Origin of the sequence: Bradyrhizobium guangzhouense (assembly GCF_004114955.1) — a bacterium.
GTDB lineage: Bacteria > Pseudomonadota > Alphaproteobacteria > Rhizobiales > Xanthobacteraceae > Bradyrhizobium > Bradyrhizobium guangzhouense.
The window spans coordinates 6550001-6572856 of record NZ_CP030053.1; the positions used below are offsets into that span (position 1 = coordinate 6550001).

The 22856-nt window shown below is 63.9% G+C and carries 17 protein-coding genes, 2 tRNA genes, 2 rRNA genes and 1 riboswitch (1 of these 22 cut by a window edge); of the genes, 8 read left to right on the forward strand and 13 right to left on the reverse strand.

Translation table 11 applies throughout. The features are described from left to right. The 4 genes from XH91_RS31215 to XH91_RS31230 all read right to left on the reverse strand — a co-directional run. Positions 1-48 (reverse strand): 23S ribosomal RNA (locus tag XH91_RS31215); it reaches 2799 nt to the left of the window's first position. A gap of 403 nt (positions 49-451) precedes the next feature. Beyond that, a tRNA-Ala gene (locus XH91_RS31220) sits at positions 452-527 on the reverse strand. Positions 528-560: 33 nt separating this feature from the next. Then, positions 561-637: transfer RNA gene (locus XH91_RS31225), tRNA-Ile, on the reverse strand. A 187-nt stretch (positions 638-824) separates the two neighbouring features. After that, a 16S ribosomal RNA gene (locus tag XH91_RS31230) occupies positions 825-2311 on the reverse strand. The 16S and 23S rRNA genes sit together here with 2 tRNA genes alongside, the layout of an rRNA operon. A 1018-nt stretch (positions 2312-3329) precedes the next feature. Here XH91_RS31230 and XH91_RS31235 point away from each other — a divergent pair. Beyond that, a complete protein-coding gene (locus XH91_RS31235) occupies positions 3330-5393 on the forward strand; it encodes a M23 family metallopeptidase (RefSeq protein WP_128954159.1) in 2064 nt (687 codons plus the stop codon). A gap of 78 nt (positions 5394-5471) precedes the next feature. Here XH91_RS31235 and clpB read toward each other — a convergent pair whose 3' ends face one another. Beyond that, positions 5472-8111 carry an ATP-dependent chaperone ClpB gene (gene clpB, locus XH91_RS31240; RefSeq protein WP_128954160.1) on the reverse strand — a complete coding sequence of 880 codons (2640 nt, stop codon included), beginning with the start codon at positions 8109-8111 and terminating at the stop codon, positions 5472-5474. Between the two features lie 243 nt (positions 8112-8354). On the opposite strand from clpB, the gene XH91_RS31245 reads away from it, so the two are divergent. Beyond that, positions 8355-9158, forward strand: coding sequence for an MOSC domain-containing protein (locus XH91_RS31245; protein WP_128954161.1), 804 nt, complete (start codon positions 8355-8357; stop codon positions 9156-9158). Between the two features lie 114 nt (positions 9159-9272). Here the strand turns inward: XH91_RS31245 and XH91_RS31250 are convergent, their stop codons facing one another. Continuing rightward, the gene (locus XH91_RS31250) at positions 9273-9929 is read right to left on the reverse strand and encodes a TIGR02594 family protein (RefSeq protein WP_128954162.1); all 657 of its coding nucleotides are present in this window, start codon (positions 9927-9929) and stop codon (positions 9273-9275) included. Positions 9930-10147: 218 nt separating this feature from the next. On the opposite strand from XH91_RS31250, the gene XH91_RS31255 reads away from it, so the two are divergent. After that, positions 10148-11011, forward strand: coding sequence for an alpha/beta fold hydrolase (locus XH91_RS31255; RefSeq protein WP_128954163.1), 864 nt, complete (start codon positions 10148-10150; stop codon positions 11009-11011). A gap of 116 nt (positions 11012-11127) precedes the next feature. Here XH91_RS31255 and metW read toward each other — a convergent pair whose 3' ends face one another. Both metW and metX read right to left on the reverse strand, forming a co-directional pair. Continuing rightward, positions 11128-11787 carry a methionine biosynthesis protein MetW gene (metW, locus tag XH91_RS31260; protein WP_128954164.1) on the reverse strand — a complete coding sequence of 220 codons (660 nt, stop codon included), beginning with the start codon at positions 11785-11787 and terminating at the stop codon, positions 11128-11130. A gap of 15 nt (positions 11788-11802) precedes the next feature. Continuing rightward, entirely contained in the window at positions 11803-13020 is a 1218-nt protein-coding gene (gene metX, locus XH91_RS31265; RefSeq protein ID WP_128954165.1) for a homoserine O-acetyltransferase MetX, read from the reverse strand. 94 nt (positions 13021-13114) lie between these two features. After that, a riboswitch (SAM riboswitch) is annotated at positions 13115-13194 on the reverse strand. Positions 13195-13354: 160 nt separating this feature from the next. Here metX and XH91_RS31270 point away from each other — a divergent pair. Genes XH91_RS31270 through XH91_RS31280 form a run of 3 tightly spaced genes read left to right on the forward strand, consistent with a single transcriptional unit; the run spans position 13355 to position 16271 of the window. Then, positions 13355-14203, forward strand: a complete 849-nt coding sequence (locus XH91_RS31270; protein WP_128954166.1) for a chorismate mutase — start codon at positions 13355-13357, stop codon at positions 14201-14203. Positions 14204-14238: 35 nt separating this feature from the next. Continuing rightward, the gene (gene hisC, locus XH91_RS31275) at positions 14239-15333 is read left to right on the forward strand and encodes a histidinol-phosphate transaminase (protein WP_128954167.1); all 1095 of its coding nucleotides are present in this window, start codon (positions 14239-14241) and stop codon (positions 15331-15333) included. Then, positions 15330-16271, forward strand: a complete 942-nt coding sequence (locus XH91_RS31280) for a prephenate/arogenate dehydrogenase family protein (RefSeq protein ID WP_128954168.1) — start codon at positions 15330-15332, stop codon at positions 16269-16271. The genes hisC and XH91_RS31280 overlap by 4 nt, the downstream gene beginning before the upstream one ends. A 7-nt stretch (positions 16272-16278) precedes the next feature. On the opposite strand, the gene XH91_RS31285 is transcribed toward XH91_RS31280, so the two are convergent. Further along, complete coding sequence (locus tag XH91_RS31285; RefSeq protein ID WP_128954169.1) at positions 16279-17463, reverse strand: DUF2125 domain-containing protein; 1185 nt, start codon at positions 17461-17463, stop codon at positions 16279-16281. Between the two features lie 110 nt (positions 17464-17573). On the opposite strand from XH91_RS31285, the gene XH91_RS31290 reads away from it, so the two are divergent. Continuing rightward, a complete protein-coding gene (locus XH91_RS31290; RefSeq protein WP_164933515.1) occupies positions 17574-18185 on the forward strand; it encodes a gamma-glutamylcyclotransferase in 612 nt (203 codons plus the stop codon). 227 nt (positions 18186-18412) lie between these two features. On the opposite strand, the gene XH91_RS31295 is transcribed toward XH91_RS31290, so the two are convergent. The 4 genes from XH91_RS31295 to ftsE all read right to left on the reverse strand — a co-directional run bounded on the left by XH91_RS31295 (position 18413) and on the right by ftsE (position 21756). After that, a complete protein-coding gene (locus tag XH91_RS31295) occupies positions 18413-19186 on the reverse strand; it encodes a lysophospholipid acyltransferase family protein (RefSeq protein WP_128954171.1) in 774 nt (257 codons plus the stop codon). Positions 19187-19197: 11 nt separating this feature from the next. Then, positions 19198-19902, reverse strand: a complete 705-nt coding sequence (locus XH91_RS31300; RefSeq protein ID WP_128954172.1) for a YdcF family protein — start codon at positions 19900-19902, stop codon at positions 19198-19200. A gap of 233 nt (positions 19903-20135) precedes the next feature. Beyond that, positions 20136-21104, reverse strand: coding sequence for a cell division protein FtsX (locus XH91_RS31305; RefSeq protein WP_128954173.1), 969 nt, complete (start codon positions 21102-21104; stop codon positions 20136-20138). Next, a complete protein-coding gene (ftsE, locus tag XH91_RS31310; RefSeq protein WP_128954174.1) occupies positions 21097-21756 on the reverse strand; it encodes a cell division ATP-binding protein FtsE in 660 nt (219 codons plus the stop codon). The genes XH91_RS31305 and ftsE overlap by 8 nt, the downstream gene beginning before the upstream one ends. Before the next feature lie 202 nt (positions 21757-21958). Here ftsE and XH91_RS31315 point away from each other — a divergent pair, with 202 nt between their 5' ends. After that, positions 21959-22837: an MJ0042-type zinc finger domain-containing protein gene (locus XH91_RS31315; protein WP_128954175.1), complete on the forward strand. Its 879-nt coding sequence runs from the start codon at positions 21959-21961 to the stop codon at positions 22835-22837. Positions 22838-22856: the final 19 nt, after the last annotated feature.

Genomic DNA, 22856 nt, shown 5'->3' on the forward strand with positions numbered 1-22856 from the left:
GCCTCTCAGCGCCAAGGCATCCACCGAACACCCTTAAGGCACTTGATTGCTCTCATTATCAATGTCCACACACTCGGCAGAATGTTGTCTGTACGATTGCCAAGAGACCGAAATCTCTAAGGCACGCGCCCTCGATGAACGCTACGTACAGCCGGACAATGATTAGAAAGACCAGCTTGCTTCGTAAGATCGTTCCGATAGCGAGGCGGTCAAGCTTCGCTAAAAGGATCATTTTACAACTCGAGAGCCAACCTTGCGGTCGGTCATGAGCGCCGAAAATGATCCGGAGATAATGAAGGATTCGCGCAGCAATCTGCCACACGACCCAACTCGGATCGATCTCCTCTTTACGATGTCAGAAAACACGCATCTTGCTGTCTATCCAGACTAGCAGGATGCGAAGTGATGTTTCGCGGACGACGGTGCACAATCAGTCGATGATCAAACCATCTGGTGGAGCCAGACGGGATCGAACCGACGACCTCATGCTTGCAAAGCACGCGCTCTCCCAGCTGAGCTATGGCCCCGTAACCAGAAGACGAATGCTCACTCGATGAGTGTGGTGGGCCTGGGAAGACTTGAACTTCCGACCTCACGCTTATCAAGCGCGCGCTCTAACCAACTGAGCTACAAGCCCCTAACGCATATCCCGTCAAGGACCCCGGATCCTGCTGCGTGCAGGCCCAGCGCGTGTTCGTCCGCGAAGAAAGAGAAACGTAGACGGCGAAATCCCGCCAATGGAGCTCAACGATCTGGCGATCTGTTGGCCCCTGATGTTTCTAAAACAGCTCGATAGAAGCAAGCTTCTGAAGAGCCATCCTTAGAAAGGAGGTGATCCAGCCGCAGGTTCCCCTACGGCTACCTTGTTACGACTTCACCCCAGTCGCTGACCCTACCGTGGCCGGCTGCCTCCTTGCGGTTAGCGCACCGTCTTCAGGTAAAACCAACTCCCATGGTGTGACGGGCGGTGTGTACAAGGCCCGGGAACGTATTCACCGTGGCGTGCTGATCCACGATTACTAGCGATTCCAACTTCATGGGCTCGAGTTGCAGAGCCCAATCCGAACTGAGACGGCTTTTTGAGATTTGCGAAGGGTCGCCCCTTAGCATCCCATTGTCACCGCCATTGTAGCACGTGTGTAGCCCAGCCCGTAAGGGCCATGAGGACTTGACGTCATCCCCACCTTCCTCGCGGCTTATCACCGGCAGTCTCCTTAGAGTGCTCAACTAAATGGTAGCAACTAAGGACGGGGGTTGCGCTCGTTGCGGGACTTAACCCAACATCTCACGACACGAGCTGACGACAGCCATGCAGCACCTGTGTTCCAGGCTCCGAAGAGAGGGTCACATCTCTGCGACCGGTCCTGGACATGTCAAGGGCTGGTAAGGTTCTGCGCGTTGCGTCGAATTAAACCACATGCTCCACCGCTTGTGCGGGCCCCCGTCAATTCCTTTGAGTTTTAATCTTGCGACCGTACTCCCCAGGCGGAATGCTTAAAGCGTTAGCTGCGCCACTAGTGAGTAAACCCACTAACGGCTGGCATTCATCGTTTACGGCGTGGACTACCAGGGTATCTAATCCTGTTTGCTCCCCACGCTTTCGTGCCTCAGCGTCAGTACCGGGCCAGTGAGCCGCCTTCGCCACTGGTGTTCTTGCGAATATCTACGAATTTCACCTCTACACTCGCAGTTCCACTCACCTCTCCCGGACTCAAGATCTTCAGTATCAAAGGCAGTTCTGGAGTTGAGCTCCAGGATTTCACCCCTGACTTAAAAACCCGCCTACGCACCCTTTACGCCCAGTGATTCCGAGCAACGCTAGCCCCCTTCGTATTACCGCGGCTGCTGGCACGAAGTTAGCCGGGGCTTATTCTTGCGGTACCGTCATTATCTTCCCGCACAAAAGAGCTTTACAACCCTAGGGCCTTCATCACTCACGCGGCATGGCTGGATCAGGGTTGCCCCCATTGTCCAATATTCCCCACTGCTGCCTCCCGTAGGAGTTTGGGCCGTGTCTCAGTCCCAATGTGGCTGATCATCCTCTCAGACCAGCTACTGATCGTCGCCTTGGTAGGCCATTACCCTACCAACTAGCTAATCAGACGCGGGCCGATCTTTCGGCGATAAATCTTTCCCCGTAAGGGCTTATCCGGTATTAGCACAAGTTTCCCTGTGTTGTTCCGAACCAAAAGGTACGTTCCCACGCGTTACTCACCCGTCTGCCGCTGACGTATTGCTACGCCCGCTCGACTTGCATGTGTTAAGCCTGCCGCCAGCGTTCGCTCTGAGCCAGGATCAAACTCTCAAGTTGGACTTGAACTTTGAACCGGCTGATCACAACGTTTGACGAGGTCCCACCATTGTCGACCGAAATCGACTTGCTGTCTGCGATTCACATCGCGGACAACGATGGTGTTTCCTTTGAAACGTGTACCGCCGAAGTCTTTCGTCCGGTCTCGATCAGAAAAGCCGAAGCTTTCCCGAAGCGAGACCCGCAAGGACTCCGCCGTCCACGTTTCTCTTTCTTCATCTTCACTTGTCAAACAGCACGGGACCGTGGAGGCCCCAACCTTCCGGAGTGGAAGGGTTCCGACACCCTTACCGACGTCGAATGACTCCAACCGATTGTGTCGGCTGTTGTGTCACTCAACAAGGTGAGGAGCATCAGTGGCGCGTTCGCTCGCCTTGGTCAGTGACCCGGCGGCGCCGCGCTCAGTGGTTGGGGTTATAGGCCCCACCTTCCGGGCTGTCAACGCCAATCGTCAACAAATCGTCGCACAGTGGATCGTCGTGAAAAATCGAGCGATTCCAGCCAATTAGAGGGGCGACGAGCGAGCGGCGCCGCTCCGCTCGGCAAAAAATCTGAAAAAAAGTTTGGCCCCCAGCGCCCTCCCGAGGGGCCCGGAAGGGGCTCCCCAGGGTGTGTCGGAAGCGGCCTTGCGCGCCCCCTGGGCCCAAGGCCGCTAAGGCTCCCGCGACCGGCCGTTCAGGAAACTTTTTCCATGGGGGGCGCCGTACTAGAGCCACAATCCCGCGGCGTTCTGGTATGACACAAGCTTGAATCGCGGGGTGCCAGTGGGGGCTGCCAGCGATTTTCATGGGGTTCAGAGAAGGCGATCTGACGATGACGCGGCCTTCTTCGGACATTCGAAAGACATCGAGAGACCTTCACCTGTCTAGCTGTTCGTAATTTCGGCCGGGCCTCATCCGGGGCCTTCTGAGTGCGAGCACCTGTGCGATAAGGCTTTTTCCGCGATGCCCCTGCAAGAGGGCGACCGGGGAGAGGCTGGGAACGCGAAGGGTTCGGGTCGTTGATTGGGGGACTTGGGTTGAACCAGAGGACGTCACGCGGCGCTTACGGGCGTGAGACCGGGATCATCGATCTCGGCCACGAGCCGCCGCTGTCCGTCGATGGTTCCGAGGCCGCCGTCATCGATCGCCGTCGCGTCTCGGTGCAATGGTTCAGCGGCACAATTCTGACCGGACTCTGCGGCGCGGCCCTGATCGGCGGCGCCGTTTTCGCATCTCTCGACGGCGAAATGACCTTCGCCAAGGTGCCGGAGCGGGTCGAGGGCGCTCTGCGTGGCGCGTTCGGCGCGGCCGATCGCACCGCGACGCTGCACAAGAGCGATCGCCTGCCGCCGCCCAGCGACTCCACCGCCTCGCGCAACATCGTCCGCGTCTCGACGGTTACCCGCGTCGGCAACCGCGACGTGATGCGGGTGCGCCCCTTCATCCGGATCGCCGGCAATCTGTCGATGACGACGAGCGATCTGTCGGCGAAGATTCCGCCGTTCAACGCGCAGCGCATGCTGACCGACGTCGGCTCCGATCCGAAGACCGCGACCGACGATCCGAACAATCCCGAAGCCGTCGAGCCCGACGCCGAGGTGTCGTTCGTCACCAAGGATCTCGCGCCGGTGCTGCCGAAGGCCAAGATTTCCGCGGTGGTGGCGCTCGACGACATCCTGATGCGGGTGCGCGATGCCGCCAATTGGCGCGGCAATGGCGGGGTGCGCTACGCCTCGCTCGCCAACGCGACCGCCGACGTCTCCAGCGCGGCCGGCGCATCCGACATGAAGATGGCCTACGCCACGGAAGCCTCGTCGTCCGATCCCTATGCCGGTTTCGAGACCCGCGTGGTGCCGGAAAACGTGACGCTGCTGCCGAAGACCAAGGAGCAGATCACCGGCGGCAATCCCACCGGCGAGCGCGTCCATCTCGTCAAGAAGGGCGACAGCGTCGGCTCCGTGCTGCGCGATCTCGGCGCCACGGCCGAGGAGATCAAGGCGATCACGGCAACGCTCGGTCCCCGCGGCCGCGACGGCGGCCTGAAGGAAGGCGAAAAGCTTCGCATCCTGATGGCGCCGGCGAGCCCCGGCGCAAGGTTGCAGCCCTACCGCGTCGTCGTCGCCAACGACACCGTGGTCGAGGCGGTGGCGGCGCTGTCCGATCTCGGCAAATACGTCGCGGTCGACGTCTCCAGCATGAACACCGTCGCCGACGCCACGGCCACCGCCAGCAGCGAAGACGATGAGGACGATGACGGCAGCGGCGTGCGGCTCTACCAGAGCATCTACGAGACCGCGATGCGCAACAAAGTGCCGATGCCGGTCATCGACGACATGATCAAGATCTACTCCTACGACGTCGACTTCCAGCGCAAGGTGCAGCCGGGCGACTCGTTCGACGTGTTCTATGCCGGCGAAGACGAGGGCTCGGCGGCGGTCGACAAGAGCGAGGTGCTGTTCGCATCCCTCACGGTCGGCGGTGAAACCAAGAAATATTACCGCTACCAGAGCCCCGACGACGGCGTCGTCGACTATTACGACGAGACCGGCAAGAGCGCGAAGAAGTTCCTGGTCCGCAAGCCCGTCAACACCGCCATCATGCGCTCCGGCTTCGGCGGCCGCCGCCATCCGATTCTCGGCTACGTGAAGATGCACACCGGCGTCGACTGGGCCACCGCCTATGGCACGCCGATCTTCGCCGCCGGCAACGGCGTGATCGAGAAGGCGCAGCTCGAAGGCGGCTACGGCAAATACGTCCGCATCAAGCACAACAACGGCTACGAGACCGCCTACGGCCACATGTCGGCGTTCGCCAAGGGCATGGAGCCGGGCAAGAAGGTGCGGCAGGGCCAGGTCATCGGCTTCGTCGGCTCGACCGGCCAGTCGACCGGCCCCCATGTCCACTACGAAATCCTCGTCAACGGCCGCTTCGTCGACCCGATGCGCGTGAAACTGCCGCGCGGCCGTTCGCTGGAAGGCGCGGTGCTCGCCAGCTTCGAAAAGGAGCGCGACCGGCTCGACGCCATGATGAGCGGCCGCAACGGCGCCATCGCCCGCATGTCGGACGCGACGGGTGGGCCGTTGCAGGTCACGAACCGGTAAATTTCTTCAGATCAGACAACAAAAAACGCCCCGGAGAGGCATGGCCTTTCCGGGGCGTTCTTCATGTCGTGTCGGGCATCAGTTCAGCTTGCGCTTCGACACCGGCGCTTCGAATTGGGCAATCTCCGCGGTCTGCGGCGCCTTGCCGTTGAAGGTCAGCACGTTGCCCTCGGACGAGATTGCGACGCTGTCGCCATCCCTGACGTCGCCGGCCAGGATCATCTCGGCGAGCGGATCCTGCAGGTAGCGCTGGATCACCCGCTTGAGCGGCCGGGCGCCGTAAGCGGGATCCCAGCCCTTGGCGGCGAGCCAGTCGCGCCCCGCAGCATCGAGCGTCAGCACGATCTTGCGATCGGTCAAGAGCTTCTGCAGCCGCGCGAACTGGATCTCGACGATTCGGCCCATCTCGCTCCGCTGCAGGCGATGGAACAGGATGATCTCGTCGACGCGATTCAGGAACTCGGGCCTGAAGTGTCCCCGCACCATCCCCATCACCTGATCCCGCACGGCCGAGGTGTCCTCGCCCTCGGGTTGATTCACCAGATATTCCGAACCGAGGTTCGAGGTCATGATGATCAGCGTGTTGCGGAAATCGACGGTGCGGCCCTGGCCGTCGGTCAGCCGGCCGTCATCGAGCACCTGCAACAGGACGTTGAAGACGTCGGGATGCGCCTTCTCGATCTCGTCGAACAGCACGACCTGATAAGGCCGGCGCCGCACGGCTTCGGTGAGCGCACCGCCCTCATCATAACCGACATAGCCCGGAGGCGCGCCGATCAGCCGCGAGACCGAGTGCTTTTCCATGTACTCGGACATGTCGAGGCGGACCATCGCGGTCTCGTCGTTGAACAGGTACTCCGCAAGAGCTTTGGTCAGCTCGGTCTTGCCGACGCCGGTGGGCCCCAAGAACATGAACGAGCCGGTCGGCCGGTGCGGGTCCTGCAGGCCTGCACGCGAGCGGCGCACGGCGGTCGCAACCGCTCGCACGGCCTCGGCCTGGCCGACGACGCGCTGTCCGAGCTGCTCCTCCATCTTCAGGAGCTTCTCTTTCTCGCCCTCCAGCATCTTGTCGACGGGCACACCCGTCCAGCGCGAGACCACCTGCGCGATGTGGTTGGCGGTCACCGCCTCCTCCATCATCTCACCTGAGCCTTCGCGCGCCTCGATGTCGGCGAGCTGCTTCTCGAGCTGCGGGATCCGGCCATAGGCCAGCTCGCCCGCCTTCTGGAATTCGCCGCGCCGCTGCGCGTCGGCCAGATCAACGCGCAGGGCGTCGAGCTCCGACTTCAGCTTCTGGGCATTGGAGAGCTTGTTCTTCTCCGCACTCCAGCGCGCCGTCAGCGCCGCAGACTTCTCCTCGAGCTCGGCGAGTTCCTTCTGGAGCGACTCCAGACGCGACTTGGAGCCGAGATCGCTTTCCTTCTTGAGCGCCTCCTGCTCGATCTTGAGCCGGATGATCTCACGGTCGAGCGAATCCAGCTCTTCCGGCTTGGAATCGACCTGCATCTTCAGCCGCGCCGCGGCCTCGTCCATGAGGTCGATCGCCTTGTCGGGCAGGAAGCGGTCGGTGATGTAGCGGTTGGACAGGGTCGTGGCGGCCACGAGCGCGGAATCGGTGATCCGCACGCCATGGTGCTGCTCGTACTTGTCCTTCAGGCCGCGCAGGATCGAGATGGTGTCCTCGACCGAGGGCTCGCTGACGAAGATCGGCTGGAAGCGCCGCGCCAGCGCCGCATCCTTCTCCACGTGCTTCTGATACTCGTCCAGCGTGGTTGCGCCGATGCAATGCAATTCGCCGCGGGCGAGCGCAGGCTTCAGGAGATTGGACGCGTCCATCGCGCCGTCGCCCTTGCCCGCGCCGATCAGCGTGTGCATCTCGTCGATGAACAGGATGAAGCTGCCCTCACTGGCGGTGACCTCCTGGAGCACGGCCTTCAGCCGCTCCTCGAACTCGCCGCGGTACTTCGCGCCGGCGATCAATGCGCCGAGGTCGAGCGACAGCAGCTTCTTGTCCTTGAGGCTCTCGGGCACGTCGCCGTTGACGATGCGCAGTGCGAGGCCTTCGGCGATGGCGGTCTTGCCGACGCCGGGCTCACCGATCAGGACGGGATTGTTCTTGGTTCGGCGTGACAGCACTTGAATCGTGCGACGGATCTCCTCGTCGCGGCCGATGACCGGATCGAGCTTGCCGTCGCGCGCAGCCTGGGTCAGGTCGCGGGCATATTTCTTCAGCGCATCATAGGCGTTCTCCGCCGTCGCGGAATCCGCGGTGCGGCCCTTGCGCAGCGCCTCGATGGCCGCGTTGAGGTTCTGCGCCGTGACACCGCCCTTGGCGAGGATGCTGCCTGCCTCGCTGGTCTTCTCCAGCGTGAGGCCAAGCAAGAGCCGCTCGACGGTGACGAAGCTGTCGCCCGCCTTCTCGCCGGCCTTTTCGGCCGCGTCGAAGGTGCGCGCGAGCTCGGGCGCGAGATAAATCTGGCCGGCACCGCCGCCAGAAACTTTCGGCACCTTGTTGAGGGCGTCCTCGGTCGCCTTCAGGATTGCACGGGAATTGCCGCCGGCGCGGTCGATCAGGCCGGCAGCCAGCCCGTCATTGTCGTCCAACAGCACTTTCAGGACGTGAAGCGTCGAAAACTGCTGATGCCCCTCGCGCACCGCAAGCGACTGCGCGGACTGGATGAAGCCCCTGGAGCGTTCGGTATATTTGTCGATATTCATGGTCTTTTCTGTCCCTCGGCCTGCCCTTGGGGCCCTCTAAGGCACCCCAAACGGCATCTTCATTGGGTTTCCGCCTGATGCGTTGACGTTCCTCAACCAGCAAGCGGTCGTTATCAGCCGACGCTGGCGCCGGCCTGATCCAGATGTGGGAAGCGTGCCTTCGGATCGGAAGAGGCGCGTTCACAATTTCGTGCGCTCGGCAGCCGGCTTGGCGGGTACCGGTCGAATCCCCTAAGTAGGCCCATGAACTTTAGCTCAGAGCCACCCGGCCCGATCGCCAAGATCACCGGCCTTTACCGCTACCCGATCAAGGGCCTGACGCCGGAATCCCTGCCCCGGGTGCCCTTGCGGTCGGGCCAGACCCTGCCCGCCGACCGCCGCTATGCCATCGAGAACGGCCCCAGCGGGTTCGACCCTGAAGCCCCCGAGTGGAAGCCGAAAATCCAGTTCCTGATGCTGGCGCGCAATGAGCGCCTGGCCTCTCTCGACAGCCGCTTCGAGGACGCGACCAATCGCCTGACCATCCGCAAGGACGGCCAGATCGTCGCCAGCGGGGATCTCGAGACCGTAGCCGGGCGCGCGGCGATCGAGGCCTACTTCACCGAAAATTTCCAACCCGAGCTGAAGGGCCCACCGAAGGTCCTGTCCGGCCGCGATCACAGCTTCTCCGACGTCGCCCGCAAGGTCGTGTCGATCATCAATCTCAACAGCGTCCGCGCCATCGAGACCATGCTTGGTGGCATCGCCGTCAACCCGCTGCGCTTCCGCGCCAATCTCTACGTGGATGGATGGCAGGCCTGGTCCGAACTCGAGCTGGTCGGCCAGACGCTCGCGATCGGACAGGCACGGCTGAAGGTGGTGAAGCGCATCGTCCGCTGCCCGGCCACGAATGTGGACCCGGTGACCGCGAAGCGCGATCTCGAGATACCGCCGACGCTGTCGCGCCATCTCGGTCACATGGACTGCGGCATCTATGCCGAGGTGGTGGCCGACGGCGAGATCGGCGTGGGGGATGCGGTCGCGGTGGAGCAGCCGACACTGGTGTGAGCCGACGGCTGCTCAACACACTCCGTCATTGCGAGCGCAGCGAAGCAATCCAGGAATGCATCCGCGGAGACAGTCTGGATTGCTTCGTCGCAAGAGTTCCTCGCAATGACGGCGCTAATTCGGCATCACATACGCATAGATCCGGCCGCGCGAGATCGGGGCTTCGCGGACACGGTTGCCGTTGTTGCCGGAGATCATGATCGGATTGCCCTGCGCGTCGATGCCGGTGATGATGCCGACATGACCACCGCGACGACCGCGCGACATCACCGCGATGGCGCCAACCTGCGGGCCGGAGACGCGTGTACCGTAATGCGCAAACGAGCTCGCCATGTCGGAGCCGGTGCCCTGATGCCCGGTCTTCTGCAGCACCATGTTCATGAAACGCGCGCACCATAGGCTGCCGCGCCCCGTGGGGTTGCCGCCGAGATAGCGCCGCGCCTCGGACACGAGGCCTGAACCACCGCCGAAGCCGCTCGTGCCGGCGCCGCCGCCGCTGTTGGCACTGGTGCTCGGATCATAGCTGGCCTGGGTGTTGGCGAATCCACTTGCCTGCAACGCCGCCGCGCTGCGCTCGAAGCGCGAGCTGCGGGCCGAGTGCCGGTAGTGATGATGATGTCTGCTGGCGTGATGCACATGAGCGTGCCGCTCTGCGCTGTGACGATGATGAGGCCGCGCCGAGGCCGGAGAAACGAACGCGGCAAAAGCCGCGAAGAACATCGCCAGCGCGACAACACGACGCGACAGGCGAGACGCAAACAACTCAACCATTCTTCATCCTTCGTTGACACCCCCACTTCCCAAAGTCGGCCCGTGCGATGGCCAACATCGATAGGGCCGTTAAGCCGTCCGATGTGGCGAGAAAAAGACGCGGCGCCCGCGAATAGCTGCGATGATTTGGCGGCAATGCTCTGATCGAGCTGCCTTATTGCGGACATCTGCATTAACTGCGATCCTGAGATCACGGCTCGAAGAGAGGGAAACGGTTAATGCCCCACGCCACGACCAGGGACGATGTCCGCATCTATTTCGAAGAGGCTGGTCAGGGGACGCCGATCATTTTTCTGCACGAGTTCGCGGCTGACTACACCAATTGGGAGCCGCAGATGCGCTACTTGTCGCGCGGCCACCGCTGCATCACCTATTCCGCACGCGGCTACGCCCCGTCTGACGTGCCTGATGGCGAGGTCTATACCTACAAGCACTTCTATACCGACGCGCTCGCGGTGCTCGATCATCTCGGAATCGAGCGCGCGCATCTCGTCGGCCTCTCGATGGGCGCGTACTCGTCGCTTCAGATCGGATTGAATGCGCCGCAGCGTGCGCTGTCGATGACGCTCGCTGGCGTCGGCTCAGGTTCCGAACTCGAGACTCTCGACGCCTGGCGCAAGCAGTGCCGCGCCAATGCCGAGCAATTCGAGACGCTGGGCTCTGCGGAAGTCGCAAAGATCACGCGCGAGGCACCGAGCCGGATTCCCTTCCTGGTGAAGGACCCGCGCGGCCATGCGGATTTTTATGTTGCGCTGGCGCGGCATGATGCCAAGGGTTCTGCCAACACGATGCGCGGCTTCCAGGGCGGCCGGCCGTCGATCTACACGCTGGCGGATGCGATCAGGAAGGTGGCAACGCCGGCACTGATCATCTGCGGCGACGAGGACGATCCTTGCATCGGCGCGAGCCTGTTCCTGAAGAAACACCTGCCCGCGGCGGGGCTCGCGATGTTTCCGAAGTCGGGCCATGTGCTCAATCTCGAAGAGCCCGCGTTGTTCAACGAGAGCGTGGAGCGGTTCGTGACACTGGTGGAAGCGGGACGCTGGCCGGTGCGCGATCCGAGGTCGCTGGTGGCGCATTAGTCGGCATTCCGGGATGCGCCGGCAGGCTCCGGCCCGGAATCCATTCAGCCACAGAAACTGAGGCGCAATGGATTCCGGGCTCGATGCTTCGCATCGCCCCGGAATGACGGAGGCTATTACTTCCCGCCGCGCGTGAGCAGAAACACACCCTGCTCGCCGAACAGATTCCACACCCACCAGGGCAAGCGCAGCCGCAGCGGGCGGCCGTAGAGATCGAGCGCTTCGGCGCGCTCCATCTTGACGTGGATCTCGTCGCAGAGCTCGACGAAATCCTTGATGGTGCAGAAATGGATGTTGGCGGTGTCATACCAGCTCGCCGGCAGATTCTCCGTGCGCGGCATGTGACCGCCGATCAGGAGCTGGAGGCGCATCCGCCAGAAGCCGAAATTGGGGAACGAGACGATGGCGCGGCGGCCGATGCGCAGAAGGTTCTCCAGCACGACCTTGGGCTGACGCGTCGCCTGCAGCGTCTGCGACAGGATCACGTAGTCGAATGCGTCATCAGGGTAATTGACGAGGTCGGTGTCGGCATCGCCCTGCACCACAGCGAGGCCCTTGGCCACGCAGCGATTGACGCCCTCACGCGACAGCTCGATGCCGCGGCCGTCGATGCCGCGGGTCTCCAGCAGTTGAAGCAGATCGCCGTCGCCGCAGCCGACGTCGAGCACCTTTGAGCCCGGCTTGACCATCTCGGCGACCAGCAGATGGTCGGCGCGAAATGGGCCCGACTGGTCGCCCGCAAGGCCATTCAGAGGCAGCACTTCCTGTACAGACATTGCGAGCCGTCCTCGTTAGCCATTCTTGCCGGTGAGCCCGCGCGCCTTGCCTGCCGACTGCAGGAAGGCGCGCGAAATGTCGAAGAACTCAGGCACGTCGAGCAGGAAGGCGTCGTGGCCGCGATCGGTCTCGATCTCGGCGAACGACACCCGCGCGCTCGACGCATTCAACGCGTGCACCAGCGCGCGTGATTCAGAGGTCGGGAACAGCCAGTCGCTGGTGAAGGAGACCACGCAGAACCGGGTCTCGATCCCCGCGAACGCTTTCGCAAGCACGCCACCATGGTCGGCGGCGATGTCGAAATAATCCATCGCGCGGGTCAGGTAGAGATAGGAATTGGCGTCGAAACGCTCGACGAAGGACGAGCCCTGGTAGCGCAGATAAGACTCGACCTGGAAATCGGCGTCGAACGAGAAGGTCGGCAGCTCCCGGTCCTGCATGCGCCGGCCGAACTTGCGATGCAAAGCGGCGTCTGAGAGATAAGTGATGTGCGCGGCCATGCGCGCGACCGCGAGGCCGCGATGCGGATGGATGCCCTGATCGGCATAGGCGCCATTGTGCCAGTCGGGATCGGCCATCACGGCCTGGCGGCCGAGCTCGTGGAAGGCGATGTTCTGCGCCGAGTGCCGCGTCGAACAGGCGATCGCGAGCGCGGAATAGACGCGGCTCGGATAGGCCGCGGTCCATTGCAGCACCTGCATGCCGCCCATCGAGCCGCCGACGACGGCGAACAGCGTGTCGATGCCGAGCCGGTCGATCAGCATCGCCTGCGCGCGCACCATGTCGGGAATGGTGATGACGGGGAAATCGAGGCCCCACACCTTGCCGGTGGCGGGATTGATCGAGGCAGGCCCGGTCGAGCCCATGCAGCCGCCGATCACGTTGGAGCAGATGATGAAATACTTGCTGGGATCGAGCGGCCGGCCGGGACCGACCAGCGTCTCCCACCAGCCTGATTTGCCGGTGACCGGATGCACATTTGCGACGTGCTGATCGCCGGTCAGCGCATGGCAGATCAGCACGGCATTGGAGCGATCGGCGTTGAGCTCGCCATAGGTCTTGTAGGCGATCTGGAACGGGGTGAGATCGACGCCGCAATCGAGCCGCAGCGGCTGGTCCGCGCCGAACAGCGCGACCTCCGAGCTCGGATGATCGACCTCATGCGACCGATCGTCGGCACTGATCGTGGGACTTGGGATCGTAGGACTTGGGACAGACTTGACGCCAACCATCTCTGACCATCGACCTCGTTAGCGATCGGACTTTCTGATCGCGACTGACATCAGGCCATGAAAAACCCGGCCTGAACGATAGGTTCGGCCGGGATCGAAAGCGTCCCCGGCCTGTTTAGCGAGTTTTTTAACGTGGCTGCAAGCCGGCCGGCTCAAATGACCACGGAACGGGCAAAAACCTACTGGCTTGGGCCGAATTCGTCAAGTCGCGGTCTGGCTTCGCCAAAATCGTCTCTTAACCGGCAGCCTTGCAGGACGTCATTTCTCTTTGCTTTCGCCGGCCTGACTGCCTAATCAGGACATTCTCCGCAGCCTCGCAACCGCCCAGTCAGATATGTCCCAACGTCCGCCCGCGCCACCATCGCTCCAGGAATTGCGCAAGGAGATCGACGCGATCGACGAGGCCATGCATCGCCTGTTGATGCAGCGCGGCGACATCATCGACCGCCTGATCCAGGTGAAGCAGACCCAGGAGGTCGGCTCGGCGTTCCGGCCCGCGCGCGAGGCCTCGATGATGCGCGAGATCGTGCAGCGTCATCGCGGCATTCTGCCGCTCGACACGGTCGAGAGCATCTGGCGCGTCATCATCTCGACCTTCACCTATGTCCAGGCACCGTTCTCCGTGCATGCCGACATCTCGGCAAGCGAGCCGGCGATGCGCGATTCCGTGCGCTTCCATTTCGGCTTCACGGTGCCTTACGTCGCGCATTTCAGCGCGCAGGCGGCGGTCGAGGCGGTGGCGAAATCCAAGGGCGACCTCGCGCTGGTCTCGGCGACCTCCAGCCGCACACCGTGGTGGCTGGAGCTGGAAGCGATGGGCGCGCCGAAGATCATCGCGCGCCTGCCCTTCGTCGAACGCGCCGACCATCCGGCGTCGCTGCCCGTGTTCGCGATCTCGCGCGTCGCCGACAGCGCCGTCGTGACGGAGGTCGAGACCTTCAGCGTGCGCGTATCCGGATGGAATGCCGAAGTCGCGCGGGCGCTGTCGCCGCTCGCCGACATCGTGGCGGTGCCGGATACCGCCTTTGACGGCGCGGCGCTGCTGGTTTCGGTTACGTCAGACACCAGCATCGACAAGATCAGGGCTGGCCTGATCGAGGCGGGAGCCTCGGTGCGCTCCACGGCCCTCGTCGGCAGCCACGCAACGCGCTATACGGTGACCCCGACCGGGCCAAAATCGTAAATCGCGTACCGCCTAAGCTACTTTCGGAGTTGAAGATGTCCCGCCCCGTGCCGAATCCCGGCATTCTCGATATTGCGCCCTATACGCCCGGCAAGACCCCGGTGCCGGAGCCGGGCCGCAAGGTGTTCAAGCTCTCGGCCAACGAGACGCCGTTCGGACCCTCGCCCAAGGCGATCGAGGCCTTCAAGCACGTCGCGGATCATCTGGAAGACTATCCTGAGGGAACCTCGCGCGTGCTGCGCGAGGCGATCGGCCGCCACTACGGCCTCGATCCAAACCGCATCATCTGCGGCGCCGGCTCGGACGAGATCCTCAATCTGCTCGCCCACACCTATCTCAGCCATGGCGACGAGGCGATCTCGACCACGCACGGCTTCCTGGTCTACCCGATCGCGACCATGGCGGTCGGCGCCAAGAACGTCGTTGCGGCCGAGAAGAACCTCACCTGCGACGTCGACGCGATCCTGAAAGCGGTGACGCCGAAGACGAAGCTGGTCTGGCTCGCCAACCCCAACAACCCGACCGGGACCTATATCCCGTTCGACGAGGTCAAGCGCCTGCGCGCGGGCCTGCCCTCGCACGTGCTGCTGGTGCTGGATGCCGCCTATTGCGACTACGTGTCCCGTAATGACTATGAAATGGGGATCGAGCTGGTCGCCACCACCGAGAATACCGTGGTGACGCACACCTTCTCCAAGATCCACGGCCTCGCCGCGCTGCGCGTCGGCTGGATGTTCGGCCCCGAGCACATCATCGACGCGGTCAACCGCATCCGCGGTCCCTTCAACGTGTCGACGCCGGCGATGTATGCCGCGGTCGCCGCGATCGAGGACACCGCGCATCAGGCGATGTCGAAGCAGTTCACCGAGACCTGGCGCAACTGGCTCAGTGAAGAGATCACCAAGCTCGGGCTGAAGGTGACGCCCGGCGTCGCCAATTTCGTGCTGATCCACTTTCCGCAAGAAGGCAAGACGTCCGATGCGGCCGATGCCTATCTCACCAGGCGTGGCCTCGTGCTGCGCGCGCTGAAGAACTATGGCCTGCACCATCAGCTGCGCATGACCATCGGCACCGAGGAGGCCAACCGCCTCGTCGTCGACGCCTTGCGCGACTTCATGGCCGGCAAATGAGCGTGGACCCGCACTTCCAGCGCGTCGCCCTGATCGGCTTCGGCCTGATCGGCGGCTCGATCGCGCGCGCTGCGAAGCTTCAAGGCCTGGCCGGCGAGATCGTCACCACCGCGCGCTCGGAGAAGACGCGTGCGCGGGTGCTCGAGCTCGGCATCGTCGACGAAGTCGTGGCGACCAATGCGGAAGCGGTGAAGGATGCCGATCTCGTCATCCTCTGCATACCCGTCGGCGCCTGCGGGCCGGTGGCGCAGGAGATATCGGCGCATCTGAAGCCCGGCGCAATCATCTCCGACGTCGGCTCGGTCAAGGGCGCTGTCGTCAAGGACATGGCGCCGCATCTGCCGAAGGATGTTCATTTCGTGCCGGCGCACCCGGTGGCGGGCACCGAGCATTCGGGTCCGGATTCCGGCTTCGCCGAGCTCTTCATCAACCGCTGGTGCATCCTGACGCCGCCTGAAGGCACCGACACTGATGCCACCGCGCATCTGCGCGCCTTCTGGGCGGCGATGGGCGCCAAGGTCGAGGTGATGACGCCGGATCATCATGATCTCGTGCTCGCCATCACCAGCCATCTGCCGCATCTGATCGCCTACACCATCGTCGGCACCGCCGACGAGCTGGCGCAAGTGACGGAGTCCGAGGTGATCAAATTCTCGGCCGGCGGCTTCCGCGACTTCACCCGCATCGCCGCCTCCGATCCGACGATGTGGCGCGACGTCTTCCTCGCCAACAAGGACGCGGTGCTGGAGATGCTCGGCACCTTCACCGAGGATCTTGCAAAACTCACTCGCGCGATCCGCCGCGGCGACGGCGAGGCGCTGTTCGACCATTTCACCCGCACCCGCGCCATCCGCCGCGGCATCGTCGAGATCGGCCAGGATTCGGCCGCCGCCGACTTCGGCCGCCAGCACGGGCAGCTCGGCAAGAAGCAGGGCTAGAAGCCGATCAGAACAGCGGCGGGATCTGGCCGACCTTGAACGGGCCGAGCAGCACGGCGCCGTCGACGAATTTCAGCGGGAAGCTGCGCGCCTTCTTGCCTTCGAGCGTGCTCTCGGTGCCGATCGCGTTGATGCCGGCGGCAACGCCGGCATTGGCGTTCTGCTTGATGACCTTGCCGAGGCCGGGAACGGCACGGTCGAGCGCGCCGAAGAGATTGTTGAGATCCTGCGACTTCACGCCGGGCGCGACGCGGTCGAGGGTTGCCTGGGGCACGCCCTCCTCCAGCATCTTTTCGATGCCGAGCGCCGGGATGACACGTTCGAGGCCGGTCACGGTCATCTGCAATTCGCCGTCCAGTCGGCCATTGGCCGAGAGGCCCAGCGTGCCGGCCGCGACCGCGATCATCTCGCCTTGCTGGATGCGCGACTGCACGATCTCGATATGACCGCCGGCGGCCTGGATCTCACGGAAGCGCTGCGGCCAGGGCTTTGGCGTGAGATCGGAGAGGCCCGTGATCTTGGCGCGCGTGTCCGCTTCGAACGGCTCGGCGAGCAAGGGATGAACACCCTGGATGCTGCCCTGCGAGACCTGGAGCACGGTCTCGATCACAGGATGAGCCGACGTCGATCCATCGGCGAGACGCCCGTGCAGCTCGATCTGCCTGGCGCGCGCAAGCGGCACCTGCACGGAGCCATCGAGCCTGTTGAGGCTGGGATCGTCGAACACGATGGAGGCGCGCTCCGGGATCGCCGGCAAGCCAATCACGCTGCTGCGGCCCTTGCTCCAGTTCACCACGAAGGTGTTTTGCGTCACGCCGTCGACCAGCGTGGCGGGCGCCGTGAATTCCGCAATGACGTGCTTGGGATCGTAGATCTGCCCGACGACCAGGATGTTGTCGAGCTTGGCCGTGAACGGCGTCTTGCTCGCATTCTGCGAGACCAGAGCGACGCTGGCGCCGGAGCACCGGACCTCGAAGCGGAACGGGAAGCCCGCGATCGAGCGCTTGGCGCAATCATAGATGCGGCCGGCCTTGGCCTCCTGCGCGCGCCAGGCATCGACGGCGGTCCCGGCCTGCGAGGCCGCATAGAACCAGAAGCCGCTCCAGGCGACCGCGAGGATCAGGAGGAGGACGGGGGCAATGAAGAGCCCCCAACGGGAGCGCCGGCCTGCGGCAATGGTCATATCGGACATGCGGCGACCCTTTGGCCCGAGATTTTGTCAAATGTAAGCGAGGCTGGGCTCTGACAAAAGGCGGAGAATTCGCTTCGCTTGGACGCGTGGTTCTGGTAGCCGTGCCCGAAATGTCCGAAATCACCCTTCCCACCATCACATCAGCCAAGGGCGACCTCTGGGTGTTCGGCTATGGCTCGCTGATGTGGCGGCCGGGCTTCGAATTCGAGGAGCGCATTCCGGCGCGGCTGGTCGGCGAGCACCGCGCGCTCTGCGTCTATTCCTTCGTGCATCGCGGCACGCCGGAGCAGCCGGGCCTGGTGCTGGGGCTCGACCGCGGCGGCGCCTGCCGCGGCATCGCCTTCCGTGTCGCCGAAAAGAACCGCGCCGACGTCGTCGCCTATTTGCGCGCGCGCGAGCAGGTGACATCGGTCTATCGCGAGGTGATGCGCTCGGTCTGGCTGGAGAACGAAGCGCGCGAGCGTGTCTCGGCGCTCGCCTATGTCGTCGACCGCGGCCATGTGCAATATGCCGGCCGGCTGTCGCTTGCCGAGCAGCACCGCCACGTGCTCCAGGGCCACGGCCAGTCCGGCGCCAATCGCGACTATGTCACGGCGACCGTGAAGGCGATCGAAGCCGAAGGCTTTCGCGACACGCAATTGCATCAGCTCGCAATCATGCTGCACGGCGAGGCGCATTCATCGCACGCGTCGGCTCCCGACGAAAACCGGGATAGCCGCTGAAGCGAGATCGCGTCACGTTCGATCGGCGTCGGTGACCACCTCTCCCCGACGGGGAGAGGTCGGATTGCTTTGGCGCGCCATCGCGCGCCTGAGCAATCCGGGTGAGGGGCGCGGCACCCAATGAGACCAGATCCCCTCACCCGGACCGCATCTACGATGCGATCCGACCTCTCCCTACGGGAGAGGTGTTCCGAGCCCCGCGGACTACATCGATTCAACAAAAAATATTAGCTCCCCGACGGAGCATAGCTCGGCGCGCTGCCGATCGACTGCTCCTGCTCTTTCCGACCGGCTTCGACAAGGCGGCCGGTCGCATCCTCGATCACGGTTTGCACGCGCGACAGAAACTCATCCTTGGGCAGGCCCGGCGGCAGCGGATCGAGAAACTCCACCACCAGCGTACCGGGATAGCGCATGAAGGTGCGGCGCGGCCAGAACAGGCCGGAGTTGAGCGCGATCGGCAGGCATTGCACGCCGCAGGATGAATAGATCTGCGCAAAGCCGGTCTTGTAATCCGGCGGCGCCCCTGGCGCGCGGCGGGTGCCTTCGGGAAAGATGACGAGCTGGCCGCCGCCGCGCACCGCCTCGCGCGCGCGCCGCGTCATGTCGAGCAACGCCTTCACGCCGGCCTTGCGGTCGATCGCGATCATCCCTGTCTTGACCAGGAACTGACCGAACACCGGGATCTGCATCAGCTGGCGCTTGAGGATGAAGATCGGGCGATGAAAGAAGCCCGGCAGCACGAAGGTCTCCCAGAACGACTGGTGCTTGGCGACGATTACCAGCGGCCCTTGCGGAATCTTCTCCAGCCCACGGAATTCGACCTTGATGTTGCAGACCACGCGCATCAGGAACAGCGTCGCCTTCGCCCACCATTGCGCAACCGTCAGCATGGCGCGCGGCGGCAACGCGAAGGTCGGCAGCGCCACGATCGCAAGGCACACCAGCACGGCGTAGAACAGCACGTTGAACAGCAGCGAGCGCAGGAAAATCAGGAACATCAAGAATCCGATCAATTGGCCTGTGCGGTGGCGGGCCGCCTGGATTGCAGGCCAAGAGGCTGCTCCGACATCTCGGGCGAAAGGTCAATCCCGAAATCCTCCAGCCGCACCCTCACCTCGGCGGCGATGTACTTGACATATTCGGACAACAGCAGCCGCAGGGTCGAGGCCGAGGTCCACCACGGCTCCTCGCGCCATTTGTCACCGACCACCGCGAAAGGAACCAGCGTCGTCTCCGGCATCGCATGCGAGAATTCCACGAGCGCGCGCGGCATGTGATAGTTCGAGGTGACCACGATCAGCGATTTGAAGCCGCGCCCCTCGGCCCAGCGCCGCGCCTCCGCCGCGTTGCCGCGGGTCGTGAGCGCGGTGCGGTCGAGATCGACGCAGCAGGTCATGAAGGACTGGTTCTCCGGCAGCGTGCGGGAGATATCGTTCGCCGTCGAGGTCGGGTGCACGCCCGAGATCAGGAGCCGCTTGCCGTAGCCGGCCGCGAGCAGCTCCATCGCGTCCGAGACCCGCGAGGAGCCGCCGGTGAGGACCACGATGCCGTCAGCCTTGCGATCCGGTGCGACCTCCGCGCCGCGCAATTGCGACAGGAAGGCGATGAAGCCTGCCGCCGCGCCGACAAAGACGAACGCGATCGTCGACACCACGGTCGCACGGAGCCAGCCGCGCGGCAGTTTCGGCGATCGGTCGTCGGTCGGCGAGGTCATGTGATGTCGGTGATCCCTTCCCCGGATGATTTTAAGACGTTTTGAGGCGAAGTGGAGTCCGGTTTCTTCACCCTCTCTCCTTGTGGGACCCCTTGTGGGAGAGGGTGGCTTCGCGAAGCGAAGCCGGGTGAGGGGTCTCTATCCTCACGAATAATCGTGCGAGGGGAAAGAACCCCTCATCCGGCGCTTCGCGCCACCTTCTCCCACAAGGGGAGAAGGGAAGACAACAAACGTCAATCCACGTCATTCAGCGTCGCGAACAGGGTTTGGCGCGAGGCGACCGCGGTGATTGCGCCGATCAGGACGGCCTGCACCGCGAGCACGACATAGCCCGAAGGCCGAAGCGAGAAAGTGCCGAGCAGCGCCGCGAACTGATCGCCGACCGGGGTGCCGGAGAACCAGCCGGCGATCGACTCGGAGAAACCAAACAGCAGCATGGCGACGCCGCCGCCGATGACGCCGCCTTCGAGACCGAGCCGGAGGAAATGCCGCAGGAAATGATTGGCGATGTAGCGGTCGCCGGCGCCGACGAAATGCAGCACTTCGACGATCGGGCGGTTCGCGGCCATCGCACCGCGGGTCGCGAACGAGACCGAGATGATGGTCGCGACGATGACGAGCGCGAGAATGCCGATGCCGGCAAACACGGTGGCGTTGGTCATCGAGCGCATCCGTTCGATCCAGGCGCGGTGATCGTCGACGCTGGCGCTCGGCGCCACCTGCGTCACGCGGGCGCGCAGCGCGGCGAGGTCGAGCGCGGTGCCCGGCTGCACGCGCGCGATGATCATGCGCGGCACCGGCAAATCGTCCATCGAGAGGCCGGTGCCGAGCCAGGGCTCGAGCAGCTTGCCGCTCTCCTCCTTGGTAAAGGGCTTGACCTCGACAATACCCGTTTGCGCGCGCATCGCCTCGGTGACGGCGACCGTGTCGCGCTCGATGTCGCGTCCGGATTGCGGGCGGACCTGGATGGTGATTTCGCTCGCGACATCCGACTGCCATTCCGCGGCCGAGGCGCTCACCAAAAGCACCGTGCCGGTCGTCATCGAGGCCAGGAAGGTCATGATGGCGACGACGGCGACCAGCGCGCGGCCGTGGATCGAGGCGCGCGGCACGATCGGCGACAAATTGCGCGCCCTGGCCGGCAGCGGCGGACGCTCCTGTCCGAGGTCGACCAGCACGCCGCGCTCGTCGGTCCTACTCATAGACGTGCAGCCGGCCCTGATGCAGCACGAAGCGGCGGGCTTCGTACTGGTCCATCAGCGCGATGTCGTGGGTGGCGATGATGACGGCGGTGCCTGACTTGTTGAGCTCGATGAAGAGCCGCAACAAGCGTCGCCCGAGCGTCGGATCGACGCTGCCGGTCGGCTCGTCCGCGAGCAGGAGCTGCGGCCGCGAGATCACCGCGCGCGCGATCGCCGCGCGCTGCTTCTCGCCGCCCGACAGGATGGGCGGCAGCGCATCCATGCGGTCGCCAAGGCCAACCCAGCGCAAGAGGTCGATGACCTCCTTGCGGTAGCTGGATTCGCTGCGGCCCATGACGCGGAACGGCAGCGCCACGTTCTCATATGTCGTCATATGATCGAGCAGGCGGAAATCCTGCAGCACGATGCCGATGCGCTTGCGCAGATCGGCGATCTCGTCCTTGCCAAGCTGGGAGATGTCGTGGCCGAACAGATTGACGAGGCCTCGCGTCGGTCGGTGCGACAGGAACAACAGGCGCAGCAGCGACGTCTTGCCGGCGCCGGACGGGCCGGTGAGGAACTGAAAGGAATGCGCCGGGATCTGGAAACTGAGGTCGCGCAGGATCTCCGGCCCCAGACCGTAACGCAATCCGACATTTTCGAACCGAACCAAAGCTCAGCTCCGTTCGAGGGGACTCGAGGCCGCATCGCCAGCGAGGCTTCGCCGCATGCGATCGAGGGGTTGTGCGACCGTTATGGTTTCCGGTTCGTTAACGGTCGCCCTGTAGCATCCCCGGCAGCATCCTTAGAAGTCCCTTCTCGAGAGAACCTTTAGCATCGGGTTCCCCACGAGGAGGTCATCGTCGAGGCCGTCCATGCATATCGTCTGCCCCCATTGTATGACATCCTACGCCATCAAGCTTGCGAGCCTTGGGGCCAATGGGCGGACGGTCCGCTGCTCCCGCTGCAAGAAGACCTGGATCGCCCATCCCGAGGACGCCATCGAGGAGGCCGCCGTGCCGGCCATGGCCGCAGCCAGCCAGGCCGACGACCAGTCCGACCTCGCGGAGCAGTGGAACAGCTACGCCAATGACGATAGCGCCACCGAGACGCCGGTGGTCGACAGTCCCTCGATCGCCAGCGACTGGCCGACCGAGGATGCCGCGGAGGCCGAGGACGAGTGGTCGGCTGCGGCCCGGGCCGCGGAAGAGGAAGTCGTCGGCGCCCGGCACCAATCCTGGTTCAGCGGCCTGTTCAGCCGTCGCGGAGCCAGGGTGAGCCGGCCGCAGCCCGCGGTCGCCCCGCGCAAATCTTACTACGGCTTGCCGATCACCTGCGCCGCCATGGGCGCGCTGGTGATGGCATTGGTGATCTGGCGCGGCGACATGGTCCGCCTGCTGCCGCAGACCGCGGCTTTCTACAGACTCGTCGGGCTGGAAGTGAACCTGCGCGGGCTCGCCTTCAAGGACGTCAAGCTCTCGACCGAGACCGTGGACGGTAAGCAGGTGCTGGTGATCGAGGGCGTGATCGTCGGCCAGGGCAAGAAGCCGCTCGATATTCCCAGGCTCCGCTTCGCCGTACGCGACGCGCAGGGCGCCGAGATCTACGCCTGGAATTCGGTGCTGGAGCAGACCGTGCTGCAACCCGGCGAGCGCGCCTTCTTCCGCTCGCGCCTGGCCTCGCCGCCTCCGGAGGGCCGCAATATCGACGTTCGCTTCTTCAACAGGCGCGACATCGCCGGCGGCAGCGTATAATCAGCCTGCAAACGTCCCG